Here is a 12792-nt window from a genome sequence, read left to right on the forward strand (position 1 = left end):
CACCGGCCGGGGCGGCGCGGAGCAGGGCGGAGGCGGCGGTGCGGTGGCTGTCATGGCTGTCATAGCCGCAATGGCTGTCATGGCTGTAGTGGCTGTAATGGCTGAGGTTTCACTTCCCGTGGCCCCCAAATGCACCCTGATGCCTCCCCGGACCGGACGGCCGTGCCACCATCTTCCGGACGGTGACTGGTGATACGAGATCAAGAAGAGACGGCCGAGCAGCAGGGTGCGGCGCCTCCGCGGGAGGCGGGCGCCCCTGACGTGCTGGTCACCGGCACCGCCCCGGAACCGACCGCGGGGACCGCGCAGCCGCACGGGCCGCGGGCGGCGGGGAAGGGGAAGCAGCGACGGAAGCCGACCACGGCTCCCGCTACCGAAAAGGCGAGCACGATCGAGAAGGCCGAACGACCCGAGGCGTCCGCGAGGCCGGACCGGCCCACGGCGCCCGAGCCACCCGAGCGGCACGAGCCCGTCCGGCAGACGAAGGAGGACGAGCACGGCGACCAGCCGCCGGACGAAGGGCTGGAGCACCACAAGACCGCCGACGACGCGCCCCGCACGGGCCCGCACCGCTGTGAGGACGGGCTCCAGGACACCGGCGAGTTCCACGTCGACCGCCTGGCGGTGGACGAACCGCTGCTGCCGGCGCGCGTGCACCGCCCCGCCGACCTGCTGCGGCTGCTGCTCGGCATCGCCGGGATCGCGCTGGTGCTGGCGCTGGCCACCTTCGCGCACGGCACCACCCAGGGCCTGAAGAACGACATCGGGCAGGGCGCCGGGGCGGCCCCGCCGCTGCTGATCAACCTCGCCGGACTGGCGTCCAGCGTCCTGGTGCTGATCGTGCCGGTGGCGTTCGCCGTGGAGCGGCTGATCAAGCGGGACGGGCTGCGGATCGCGGACGGCGTGCTGGCCGCCGTCCTGGCGCACGGGGTGTCGCTCGCCACCGACCTCTGGGTCGCCGAGGCCGCCCCCGCCTCGATCCGCAGCGCGCTCACCCAGCCGCTGGCCAACGGGTCGCTCTCCGCACCGGTGCACAGCTACCTGGCGCCGGTGATCGCGTACATGACGGCGGTGGGGATGTCCCGGCGCCCCCGTTGGCGGGTGGCGATGTGGTGCGTCCTGTTGCTGGACGCCTTCGCGGTGCTGATCGGGCGGTACACCACCCCGTTCGCGATCGTGGTGACCGTGCTGATCGGCTGGACCGTCGCCTTCGGCACCCTCTACGCGGTCGGCTCGCCCAACGTCCGCCCCACCGGCCAGAACCTTCTCGCGGGGCTGCGCAGGGTCGGCTTCCGGCCGGTCAGCGCGATGCGCGCGGAGGACGCCGGCAGCCCGGAGCACACCGACCGGGGCCGCCGCTACCTCGTCACCCTGGAGGACGGGCCGCCGATCGACGTCACCGTCGTCGACCGCGAGCAGCAGGCGCAGGGCTTCTTCTACCGGGTGTGGCGCCGGCTGTCGCTGCGCGGGATCAACCAGCGCCGCAGCCTGCAGTCGCTGCGCCAGGCCCTGGAGCAGGAGGCGCTGCTGTCGTACGCGGCGATCGCCGCCGGGGCCAACGCGCCCAAGCTGATCGCCACCTCCGAGCTGGGCCCGGACGCCGTGATGCTGGTCTACGAGCACATCGGCGGCCGCACCTTCGACGCGCTGGCCGACGACGAGATCACCGACGCGCTGATGCACAGCGCCTGGCGCCAGGTGGCCGCGCTGCAGTCGCGGCGGATCGCGCACCGGCGGCTGGTCGGCGAGGCGCTGCTGGTGGACCGTTCCGGCAACATCGTGCTGACCGACCTGCGGGGCGGCGAGATCGCCGCCGGCGACGTGGTGCTGCGGATGGACATCGCGCAGCTGCTGGCCACCTGCGGACTGCGGGTCGGCGCGGAGCGGGCGGTCGCCGCGGCCGTCGAGGTGCTCGGGCCGGACGCGGTGGCCGACAGCCTGCCGCTGCTCCAGCCGATCGCGCTCAGCCGCACCACCCGGGCCACCCTGCGCCAACTGGCCCGGGACCGGGCCAAGCGGGAGCGCGAGGCGGTGCTCGCCGCGTCGCAGGCCGCCAAGGAGGCACGGGAGGCCAGGGAGGCCAACGGCCCCCAGGACCGCAAGGCGCTGCGGGCGGTGCGCAACGCCGAGAAGAGCGCCGAGAAGCGGGCCCTGGAGGAGGCGTCGGAAGAGGCCCTGGAGGAGGACCTGCTCGCGCAGATCCGCCGGCAGGTGCTGCTGATCCGGCCGAGCGCGGTGATCGAGCCGGCGAGGCTGGAACGGCTCAGCCCACGCATCCTGATCAGCTGGATCGCCGGCGCGTTCGCCGCGTACGTGCTGCTGTCGCAGCTCACCAACTTCAACCTCGGCGACGTGATCAACCAGGCCCGGTGGGTGTGGGTGCTGGTGGCGGCGTTCTTCTCCGCGCTGACGTACGTCGCGGCGGCGATGAGCCTGCTGGGCTTCGTCACCGAGAAGGTCTCGTTCCTGCGGACGTTGCTCGCGCAGGTCGCGGGCGACTTCGTGAAGCTGGTGGCGCCCACCGCGATCGGCGGCGTGGCGCTGAACACCCGGTTCCTCCAGCGGGCCGGGGTGCGTCCGGGGCTGGCGGTGGCGAGCGTCGGCGCGTCCCAGCTCTTCGGGCTGGGCAGCCACATCGTGCTGCTGCTGGCGTTCGGCTACCTGACGGGCACCGAGCACGCCCCGCAGATCTCGCCGTCCCGGACGGTCATCGCCGGTCTGCTGACGGTGGCCGTGCTGATCCTGGTCGTCACGGCGGTGCCGGTGCTGCGGAAGTTCGTGGTGACCCGGCTGCGGTCGCTGTTCGCCGGGGTGGTGCCGCGGATGCTGGACATCCTCCAGCGGCCGCGGAAGCTGGTCACCGGCATCGGCGGGATGCTGCTGCTGACGGTGGCGAACGTGATGTGCCTGGACGCCTCGATCCGGGCGTTCGGCGGCGGCGACCAGATCAGCTACGCCGGCATCGCGGTGGCCTTCCTGGCGGGCAACGCACTGGGGTCGGCGGCGCCGACGCCGGGCGGGGTGGGCGCCGTGGAGGCCGCCCTGATGGGTGCGCTGACCATCGGCGGGCTGCCGGCCGAGACGGCGCTCCCGGCGGTGCTGCTGTTCCGGCTGATGGTCTTCTGGCTGCCGGTGCTGCCGGGCTGGATGGCCTTCAGCTTCCTCAGCCGCAAGGGCGAGATCTAGGCCCGACCGGCCGGCCGCCGCCACCGGTGGGCCGGCCGGCCGCACAGACACGACGGCGCCGGTCCGTATCGCACGGACCGGCGCCGTCACGCGTCACGGGGCGGCGCCCCGCTCGCGGAGCCGCTCAGTAGACGGGCTTCTCCGGCTCGACGGTGTTGACCCAGCCGATGACGCCGCCGCCGACGTGCACCGCGTCGGCGAAGCCGGCGGACTTCAGGACCGCCAGGACCTCGGCGGAGCGGACGCCGGTCTTGCAGTGCAGGACGATCTTCTTGTCCTGCGGGAGGTCCTGGAGGGCGGTGCCCATCAGGAACTCGTTCTTCGGGATCAGGCGGGCGCCGGGGATCGAGACGATCTCGAACTCGTTGGGCTCCCGGACGTCGATGATGTCGATCTTCTCGTCGTTGTCGATCCACTCCTTGAGCTGCTGCGGAGTGATCGTCGAACCGGCCGCCGCCTGCTGGGCCTCCTCGGAGACCACACCGCAGAACGCCTCGTAGTCGATCAGTTCGGTGACGGTCGGGTTCTCGCCGCAGACCGCGCAGTTGGGGTCCTTGCGAACCTTGACCTGGCGGTACGTCATCTCCAGCGCGTCGTAGATCATCAGGCGGCCGACCAGCGGGTCGCCGATGCCGGCGAGCAGCTTGATGGCCTCGTTGACCTGGATCGACCCGATGGAGGCGCAGAGCACGCCGAGCACGCCGCCCTCGGCGCAGGAGGGCACCATGCCGGGCGGCGGGGGCTCCGGGTACAGGCAGCGGTAGCACGGACCGTGCTCGCTCCAGAACACCGACGCCTGGCCGTCGAAGCGGTAGATGGAACCCCAGACGTACGGCTTGTTCAGCAGCACGCAGGCGTCGTTGACGAGGTAACGGGTGGCGAAGTTGTCCGTGCCGTCGACGATGAGGTCGTACTGCGCGAAGAGCTCCATGACGTTGGTGGAGTCGAGGCGCTCTTCGTGGAGGTTGACCGTGACGTACGGGTTGATGCCGAGGACCGTGTCCTTGGCGGAGGCCGCCTTGGAACGGCCGATGTCCGCCTGGCTGTGGATGATCTGGCGCTGCAGGTTCGACTCGTCGACCTCGTCGAACTCCACGATGCCCAGGGTGCCGACGCCGGCCGCGGCCAGGTACATCAGCGCGGGCGAACCCAGGCCGCCGGCGCCGACGCACAGCACCTTGGCGTTCTTCAGCCGCTTCTGCCCGTCCATCCCGACATCGGGGATGATCAGGTGGCGGGAGTACCTGCGGACCTCGTCGACGGTGAGCTCCGAAGCGGGCTCGACCAGGGGTGGCAGCGACACGGGGACTCCGTTGGTCGGTCTCGATGGGGTTCCCCCGCCCCGGTCGGAACCGGGAACGGTGGAGACGGTTCTCCCCGTAACACTGCCACGGCCTTCTTCATTCCGAGACACCCGGTCCGGTGTGCGAGACGAATGCGTCCCAGTAGCCGGGCAGCGACTCCCCGGCGTCGCCCACGGCCGCCACCACCTCACTGGCCTGCGCGCACCGGACGGCCGACGCCCCTGGCCGGCGCGGTACGGGGGCGGGTGCTCCACCCCCGTACCCGCCGCCAGCCGTCTCACTGGCCGGACACCCGTCTCGCGGATCGGTGTGTGGCGGTGCCGCGCCCGACCAGCGGCTCAGATGCGGCAGGCCGCCTCCATCCAGATGTCGGCGAGGGACTCCTCCAGGACGATCCGCGGGCGCCAGCCAAGCCGGTCGCGGGCGGTGCGCACGTCGGCCTGCTGCCAGGTGCCGCAGCCGTCCGGATACGGGTAGGCGGTGGGGGGCGTGCCGACCGCGTGCCCTTCGGAGGCCGGGGCCGGGATCACCAGCCGGGCCGGCGGGGAGTCGAGTTCGTGCAGCGAGCCGCCGAACCCGGCGACCCGGGCGAGCACCGCGGCGGCCTCCCGCAGCCGCACCGCCCGCCCGGTCCCGATGTTGACCACGCCCTGCGCGGCGGAGAGCGAGGCGGCGTGCACCGCCCGGGCCACGTCCCGGACGTCGACGAAGTCCCGCTGCACCCCCAGCCCGCCCAGCTTGAGCTCGTTGTCCCCGGACTGCATCGCGCGCCGCATCGCCTCGGCGAGCCGGCCCAACGGCGAGCCGGCCGGGGTGCCCGGGCCGACCGGCGAGAACACCCGCAGCACCACGGCGTCCAAACCGGAGCCCAGCACCAGCTCGGTGGCGGCCAGCTTGCTGACGCCGTACGGGCCGCCGGGGCGCGGCACGGCGTCCTCGGCGGTGGACGAGCCGGGCTGTGAGGGCCCGTACTCGGAGGCGCAGCCGAGGTGCACCAGGCGGGCGCCGCAGCCGCTGCGGCGCAGCGACTCGCAGATGGTGGCCACCGCGACGGTGTTGTGCCGGGTCAGCTCCCGGGCGCCGCCGCGGGTGGTGCCGGCGCAGTTGACGACCACGCCGGGGTGGACCGCGTCGAGGAAGCGGGTGAGCGCCCCCGGGCTGCCGGTGGCGAGGTCGAAGCGGACGTCGGCGTCGTCCCCCCGGCCGAGGGCGGTGAGCTGGACGGCGGGGTCGGCGAGCAGGCGGTCGGCGACGTAGCGGCCGAGGTAGCCGTTGGCGCCGATGAGCAGCACCCTCATCGTGCGGCCCCCCTGCGCGCGTGCCGTGTGGTCGGGTGGACGTTCATGTGACGACTCCTCATGCGGATCGAGGGAAGCGGGTGAAGGGCGCCGACGCCGACCGCGGATGCGGTGCCCGCCCCTGGGGGCGGCCCGGTGGGGGGTGGGGTCCGCGGCGCGGGGGCCGGGTCGGGCGACGCGGCGGCATCGGGGCACCGCGCCGTGCGGAACGCGGAGTACACGGAGTACGCGGAGTACGCGGAGTACGCGGAGTACGCAGCCCCGTACGGGCCGGTGGGGCACCTCGTCACCGGTGGGCCTCCGGCCGGTCGGTCAGAGGGGTGCCGCCGCGGCGTTCGGGCGCGGCGGCGGGCGGGTGCGCGCAGGCGCCGGTGAGCGCCCGCAGCCCGCGGGCGAACAGGCCCAGGGCCGCGAGGGCGCACGCGACGGCGGGGACCGCGGCCGGTCCGGCGGCGGCGACCAGGGTCTCCACCGGAGTGCCGAGCGGCGCCAGCCCGGGCAACCGGGCGGCCAGCACCAGGCACAGGGCCGCCGCTTCCAGGACGGCGGCGCTGCCCAGGCCGGCCGCGGCGGCCGTCGGGAAGCCGTGCACCGCGAGCAGCCGGGCGAGGAAGAGCAGCAGCGCCAGCGCGCCGGCCGCGAGGACGGCCGACCTGCCGCCGGGGCGGCCCGCACCGGCGAGCAGCAGGTGCGCGCCGACCGCCAGCGCCAGCGCGGCACCCAGGAAGAGCCCCGTGGCACCGACCAGCAACGGCCGTACCCGGGAGGCGAGTTCGGCCAGGGCGCGGCTGCTGGCCAGTCCGCGGCGGCCGCGCACCGCGAACCAGTGGGCGCACCCGGCGGCCGGGACGACCGCGCAGGCCAGCGCCACGGCGGTGGCGACGGTCGCCCGCGGGTGCGGGCCGGGCACGTCGGGCCCGCCGGAGAGCAGCTGCGCCAGCAACCAGTCCCCGTAGACCGCGTAGCCCACCGTCCAGCCGGCCCACAGCACCACGGCCCGGGACCCGGGGCGGTGGCGCAGCCGCAGCGGCCCGTGCCGCAGCGCCAGCCGCAGCGCGAGGGCGGTCAGCAACAGCCCGGCGGCGTCGACTGCCGCGACGAGGTGCCGGGTCGGGTGCCGCACGGCGGCGTGGGCGGCGACGGTGGCGAGGGCGAGCGCGCCGGGCAGCAGTTGGACGGCGCCGCGGGCGAACCGGGAACGGGGCGCGGGGGCGACCAGGAGCGGGTCCGGTTCCGGGTCCGGTTCCAGGTCCGGGTCCGGTTCGCGCTCGGCCGTCGGCCCGGGCGCCGGCCGTCGCACCGGTTCGTCGGCGCGCGGGACGCGGGCGTAGAGCTCCTCGGCGAGCGAGAACACGTCGCGGTGCCGGAAGCGGGCGGCGGCGCGGTCGGTGACGCCGTGCGCCTCCAGGCCGGCGGCGATCTCCAGAGGGTCGACGGCCCGTTCGCACAAGATGCGGTGCCGGTGCATCAGCAGTCGGACCGGGTCGGCGGGGCCGTGCCGCGGGGCCGGCCGGGCGGGGGGCGCCGCGGTGCCGCTCTCGGACGCGGTCATGTGCCGTCTCCTCTCCTCCGGTCCCGGCGACAGGGGCCGGCGAGGGGGCCGCCCCGGTCCGACGACGCCCGCCCGGCCCCCGGCCGGCCCCGCCCGCGGGCGCCGCCCCGACACACCGCGTGCGTCGCGTCCGCCCGGCCCGTCACCCGTGCCGCGCCCACCGCGCCGCGCACGTCCCGTACGTCCGTCACCACTGCCGTCTCCCTCACCCTCACCACACCTGCCCGGCGGCCGGTTCGCCGGCCGCCCCGTACCGCGTGCGCCGGGCCCGTCCGCCCGCCCGTGCCCAACTCGGCGTGCGGGCGACACCGGCCGGCGACGGCCCCTCGGGCATCCGCGACTCCGCGGGCCGGGCGAAGGGCCGCGGAACGCCGTCCCCGGCCGTGGCGCCGCACCCCGCGGGGCCGCCGGGGGCCTGTGCGATCAGTTCCAGGTAGATGCCACGAAATGCCGCGACGTTCTGCTCGACGGTGAAGAGTTCGAGTGCCCGGGCGCGGGCCGCGGCGCCCAGGCGGGCGCGCCGTTCCGGGTCGGCGAGCAGCGCCCGGCATGCCTCGGCCAGCGCGCGGGGGTTGCGCGGCGGCACCACCAGGCCGGTGCCCCCGATCACCTCGCAGACCGCGCCGGTGTCGGTGGAGACCGTGGCGCGGCCGCAGAACATCGCCTCCACCAGGGAGCGCGGGAACCCCTCGACGGCGCTGGAGAGCACCACCACCGTCGCCGAGTCGTAGGCGTCCGCCGGGGTGGGTGCGGCGGGACCGCCGAACTCCTCGAAGCTGACCGGGTTCTCCCCGGCCGACCGGGCGTCGACGGCCTCGTCGGGGAAGAGTTGGGCGGCCAGCGCCCGGCACTGGGCGCGGTAGCCGGCGGCCTCCGGGTCGGCGCCCAGGCCGCCGATGATCCGCAGGGTGGCGGCCGGCACCTCCCTGCGGAGCGCGGCGAAGGCGTGCAGCAGTCCGACCAGGTCCTTGTCCGGGGCGATGGCGCCGGTCCACACGAGGGTCGCGGAGTCGTCCGGCGCGGCGTCCGGCACCGCCGCGAAGGGGCCGGCGTCCCTGCCCGGGTAGACCGTGCGCAGCCGGGCCGGGTCCGCGCCGCACCGCTCCTGCCAGCGGCGGGCCCGGGTGCCGCCGGCGGTGATCAGCGCGGCCCGGGCGTAGGTCTCGGCGGCCAGGGCGCGCCGGAAGGCGGCGAGCAGCACCCGCACGGGCGCGGTCCGCGGTGCGGTCGGGGCCGTGAGGTAGTGCTCGCGCAGGCGCACGGCGTGCTCGGTGACCAGGAGCGGGGTCCCGAAGAAGCGTTTGGCCAGCAGCCCCGGGAGGGCGGCGGCGCCGGCCGAGGTGGCGTGGCAGAGGTCGACCCCGGCGAGCCCGGCGTCGCCGTACCAGTCCAGCGCGAGCGGGCGGAGCGCCGGCTCTAGTTCCGCGGTGGCCGCCAACAGGTCGGTGACCTGGGCCCCTTGGAGGACGGGCGCCGCGCCGGGGCCGTGACAGACGGCCTCCAGGACCCGCACGGCCTCCTCGGAGCGGAGCAGGGCGGGCAGTGCGGCGCCGGCGCGGGCCAGGTCGGCGAGCCCGTAGAGGCCGCTGGCGAAACGGTCCGCCTGGTCGTCCGCGCCGGATTCCGCGCCGGTGGCCCGCTCCCCCGCCGCCGGCGCCGCGCAGGCCGCCACGAGGTCGCCGAAGTGCTCGACGAACCGGCGCCGGGCGCGGCGGCCGGCGGATCGCCCCCCGGGGTGCTCCGGTGCGGTCCGGCGCCGCACCACCGGGACGTCGCCCCACAGCGGCGCCGACCCGGCCAGCCGTACGTTGGCCGGCAGTTCCCCGGGGCCCCGGGCGTCCTGCCGGGCGTCCGTGGTCAGCGCGTGGAGCGCGAAGTCGTGGCCGGGGAGCCCGCGCACGAGCCGCTCGCACCACCCGTGCGCCTCACCGGACGCATAGGGATAGCCACCCTCGGTGAGCAGTCCAATGCGCACGACGGCACCCCCGTCCTCCCATATCGGCGTCCTGGCGCGGCACGTCACCCGCCACCTGCAGGAAGAAGCTACGCAAAGGGGCCGGTGGCGCGATGGACGGTTGTCCATCGCGCCACCGGAAGGGGTGAACGCGCGTGACTTTCCACCCCTCGGGCCGTTTCGCCGCGCTATGGGGCCGTTGGGCGGGGTGGTCCGGCCGTCAGGCCGCCGCCCGCAGCGCCCGCTTCCCCACCGCGACCTGCGGATCCAGCACCGGGACGGCCGCCAGCAGCCCCCGCGTGTAGGGGTGTTGCGGACTGTCGTACACCCGGTCGACCGGCCCCTCTTCGACGATCCGGCCGGCCCGCAGCACCGCCACCCGGTCGCCGACCGCCCGGACCACCGCCAGGTCGTGGGCGATGAAGACCAGCGCGAGGCCCAACTGGCCGCCGCCGAACTCGCGCGGATAGCGGCGGCACCCAGTCCGGGTCGAGGCCGAACTCCCGCTACAGGCCCACGGCTTCGGGCGGCGGTTCGGTTCCCGGCAAGGCGTCTCGCAGGGCGGGACGAGTCGTCTCAACGCCGCGCGGCCGACGCTCCGCCCCGCCCGACCGGCTCACCGACCGGTCGGGTACGGCCAGGAGTTGGGCCGGCAGGTCGCCCCGTCCGTGGTGAGGAACTTGGTCTGCTGCATCATCACCGGCGCGAGCGCGCCCTGCCGCGCACACGCCTCGTGGTTGTGTCCGAGCCGGTGCCCGACCTCGTGGTTGATCAGCATCTGCCGGTAGGCCAGCATCTTGTCGGGGCCGTAGGTCTTGGCGCCCTGCGCCCACCGGTATGCGTTGATCATCACGCGTTCGGTGGCCGCCGAGTCGCAGGAGACGTTGTCCTCGGTGGTGTCCAGGCCGGACTTGGCACACCACTTCGCGGTGGTCCCCGGGCTCGCCAGCGAGATCACGAAGTCCGCGTCGCCGGACCCGACGCGCTGGAAGGTGCGCCGCCCGCCGTGCGCCCAACTCCGGTCGTCGTTCAGGGTCTTGTGCACGGCATCGGCGAACAGCCGGCCGTCCAGCGGCAGTCCCTCCTCGACGTCCACCCGGTAGCGCAGCACCTTGCCGTGGCCGGGCGCCTTGGCGTCGCCGCCGGCCGGCCGGAACTGGCCGCTGGCGGTCAACTGCGGGTCGAGCGGGAAGACTTGGGTCATCTGGGTGGCGTAGTCGGCGGGCTTGGCGTCCTGGCCGGCCCGCACCTCGGAACGCGACGCCTCGTCGGTGCCGGTGTCGCTCCGGTCGTCCCCGCTGCGGGCCTGCGCCCCGCCGTCGTCGCGCTGCTGGTCGGCGACCTGACCCGCGATGACGACGGCGAGTGCGGTGGTCACCGCCGCGGCCGCCGCACCGGTGAACGTGCGCGCCTTGGTGCCCTTGCGGGCCGCGCGCGGGGCGCTTCGGGCCCCGGCGCCGTCCTCGGTCGCGGTCTCGACCGCCGTCGGATCGCCGTCGTCCCGGCCTCCCGCCGGCGCCGCGAAGACCGCGTCGGGCGCACCGCCGGAGAGCCCGTCCAGGGACGCCGCGGCCCGCTCGGTCGGGGCGCCCGCCGGCAGGTCGGCCGGTTCGTGGCCGCGCGCGCCGGGCCGGGCCGGGTCGCCGAACGCCTCCAGGTACTCCCGCCGCGGTCCCGGCCCGCCGCCCGGCGACGCCACCGGAGCGCCGAAGACGGGCGTACCCGCGGCGGGCGTGGCGTAGGAGCCCGGCGCGGACCGGGCCCCGCCGGGCTCGGCGGACCGCGGTCGCGGAATCCTCGGCGCGGCCTGGGCGCCCGGCGCGTGGCCGTACGCGCCGGCGGCGGTCGGCTCCGGGTCCGTGCCCCAGCCGCCGCCCGGCTCGCGCTGTTCGGGATGGCCGCCGCGCACCGCGCCGCCGCCCTCCGGCGGGCCGGCCGTCCGGCGTCGGCGCCCCGTGCCGGGGGCGGGGGCGGGGGGCGTACTGCCGGTGCTCTCGGCCGTGTCACCGGACGGGCGCTGCGGCCCGCCCTGACGGCTGTGTCGTCCCACGGGGCCCGTCAGCTCCCGTCCGCCGCGGGCCGCGCGGCACCGGGGGCCTCGGACCGGGCCGCTGCGGAGTCGACCAGGTCGCGGACGGCCCGTGCCACCGCCTCGGGGTACTCCATCATCGCCACGTGTCCCGCCTCCGGAAGGGTCAGCAACCGCGAACCGCGGAATGCCGCGGCCGCCCGCCGCGCCATCCGGATGGAGACCAGGCGGTCGCGTCCACCGTAAACGAGGAGCGTGGGTGCCAGGACGCGTTCGGCCTGACGCCACAGTCCGTGCTGGCCGCCGAGCGTGTAGGCGTTGACCACGCCGCGCGCCGAACGCTCCATCGCCTCCCAGAAGTAAGGGAGTTCGAGCCGTCGGGCGTACTCCTCCACGGCGGATTCGAAGCCCTCGGGGGTGACCCGGGCCGGATCGCCGTAGCAGAGCGCCAGCACCTCGCGGGTGCGCTGCTCGGCCGTCCAGTCGCGGGTGAGCCGGCCGAACAGCCGGGCCACGCCGGGGACCGCGAGCAGCGCGGTGGGCACCGCCGTGCGCTGCGGCCGGAGTTCGGGCAGCGCGGGTGAGATCAGGGTGAGGGTGCGGACCAGGTCGGGACGCGTCGCGGCGACCCGGGTCACCGCCGCGCCACCCATGGAGTTGCCGATGAGGTGGACCGGGCCGCGCCCGCCCGCGTCGAGGTGGCGGATGACCGCACGGGCCTGCGCGGAGACCGAGTAGTTGCCGTCGTCCGGCGGCGGCGACTCGCCGAAGCCGGGGAGGTCGATCGCCTCGCCGGCCAGCCGGTCGGCGAGCAGCGGCATCAGGGCCGACCAGTTCCGCGACGAGCCGCCCAGGCCGTGGACGTAGAGGGCCGGTTCACGCGTCCGGTCGGCGGCGCCGGCCGGGACGCCCGGGGTCCGGACGGCCAGCGTCAGCCGTGGCGACGACGCCAGCGTCGTCCACTCGACCGCCTCGTCCGCGGCGCCCGGGGCGCCGGGGCCGGCCGGCGGCACCGGGAGGACGGCGGCTGTCGCGGTGTCCGGCGACTCGGTCGAAGACATGGGGTCGATGTTACGAGACGATCACGCCCCCGATTGTGTGTTCGCGGTCACACACCGCATCGCGCACCCGCAACCGCTCTCCTAGGCTCGTAGCTAGGGCGGCCACCACAGGCGGACCGGGCCCCCGTACGCACCGGACTAGGGAGCCACCATGCACGTCGACCCGACGGACCCCGACACCTTCGAGGAAGCGGCGAACGGCCCCAACCTCACCCAGATCGACGTGGAGGCACCGGAGGCCGACGCCGCCGAGCAGCACGCCGACCTCGCCCCGCACCGCGACGACACGGTGACCGGCGGCGACTTCTCCGCGAACGAGGCGGACCGCGCCGAACAGGCCCGGGTCGTCGAACTCAACGAAGACGAATACCGATGACCTGGGACGTTATGTCGCCTTCGAAGACCGGT

General features: G+C 75.4%; 8 protein-coding genes and 1 pseudogene. 2 read left to right on the forward strand and 7 right to left on the reverse strand.

The features are described 5' to 3' along the window. Nucleotides 1–189: 189 nt before the first annotated feature. Nucleotides 190–3186, forward strand: a complete 2997-nt coding sequence (locus tag ACLJT4_RS00820; RefSeq protein WP_411120514.1) for a lysylphosphatidylglycerol synthase domain-containing protein — start codon at nt 190–192, stop codon at nt 3184–3186. A 124-nt stretch (nt 3187–3310) separates the two neighbouring features. On the opposite strand, the gene moeZ is transcribed toward ACLJT4_RS00820, so the two are convergent. From moeZ to ACLJT4_RS00855, 7 genes and pseudogenes are all read right to left on the reverse strand, one after another. Beyond that, nucleotides 3311–4489 carry an adenylyltransferase/sulfurtransferase MoeZ gene (moeZ, locus tag ACLJT4_RS00825; protein WP_016571661.1) on the reverse strand — a complete coding sequence of 393 codons (1179 nt, stop codon included), beginning with the start codon at nt 4487–4489 and terminating at the stop codon, nt 3311–3313. A gap of 339 nt (nt 4490–4828) precedes the next feature. Then, nucleotides 4829–5788, reverse strand: coding sequence for an NAD-dependent epimerase/dehydratase family protein (locus ACLJT4_RS00830; RefSeq protein WP_016571662.1), 960 nt, complete (start codon nt 5786–5788; stop codon nt 4829–4831). A 286-nt stretch (nt 5789–6074) separates the two neighbouring features. After that, complete coding sequence (locus ACLJT4_RS00835; RefSeq protein WP_411120515.1) at nt 6075–7340, reverse strand: hypothetical protein; 1266 nt, start codon at nt 7338–7340, stop codon at nt 6075–6077. A gap of 211 nt (nt 7341–7551) precedes the next feature. Next, entirely contained in the window at nt 7552–9315 is a 1764-nt protein-coding gene (locus ACLJT4_RS00840; RefSeq protein WP_411120516.1) for a DUF3492 domain-containing protein, read from the reverse strand. A 199-nt stretch (nt 9316–9514) separates the two neighbouring features. Beyond that, a pseudogene (locus tag ACLJT4_RS00845) lies at nt 9515–9739 on the reverse strand (ABC transporter ATP-binding protein); the annotation flags it as partial. A 171-nt stretch (nt 9740–9910) separates the two neighbouring features. Further along, the gene (locus ACLJT4_RS00850; protein ID WP_411120517.1) at nt 9911–11344 is read right to left on the reverse strand and encodes a DUF3152 domain-containing protein; all 1434 of its coding nucleotides are present in this window, start codon (nt 11342–11344) and stop codon (nt 9911–9913) included. A gap of 8 nt (nt 11345–11352) precedes the next feature. Next, on the reverse strand, nt 11353–12384 hold the full coding sequence (locus ACLJT4_RS00855) for an alpha/beta fold hydrolase (protein WP_411120518.1): 1032 nt from the start codon (nt 12382–12384) through the stop codon (nt 11353–11355). Between the two features lie 151 nt (nt 12385–12535). Here ACLJT4_RS00855 and ACLJT4_RS00860 point away from each other — a divergent pair, with 151 nt between their 5' ends. After that, nucleotides 12536–12760 (forward strand): hypothetical protein, encoded by a 225-nt coding sequence (locus tag ACLJT4_RS00860; protein ID WP_016575983.1) that lies wholly within the window; start codon nt 12536–12538, stop codon nt 12758–12760. Nucleotides 12761–12792 lie beyond the last annotated feature (32 nt).

Origin of the sequence: Streptomyces sp. x-19 (genome assembly GCF_046549115.1) — a bacterium.
Classification (GTDB): Bacteria; Actinomycetota; Actinomycetes; order Streptomycetales; family Streptomycetaceae; genus Streptomyces; species Streptomyces albulus_C.

Coding starts and splice junctions, on each gene's coding strand:
- ACLJT4_RS00830 (WP_016571662.1), bottom strand. CDS start 5,788: ATGAGGGTGCTGCTCATCGGCGCCAACGGCTACCTCGGCCGCTACGTC.
- ACLJT4_RS00835 (WP_411120515.1), bottom strand. CDS start 7,340: ATGACCGCGTCCGAGAGCGGCACCGCGGCGCCCCCCGCCCGGCCGGCC.
- ACLJT4_RS00860 (WP_016575983.1), top strand. CDS start 12,536: ATGCACGTCGACCCGACGGACCCCGACACCTTCGAGGAAGCGGCGAAC.
- ACLJT4_RS00855 (WP_411120518.1), bottom strand. CDS start 12,384: ATGTCTTCGACCGAGTCGCCGGACACCGCGACAGCCGCCGTCCTCCCG.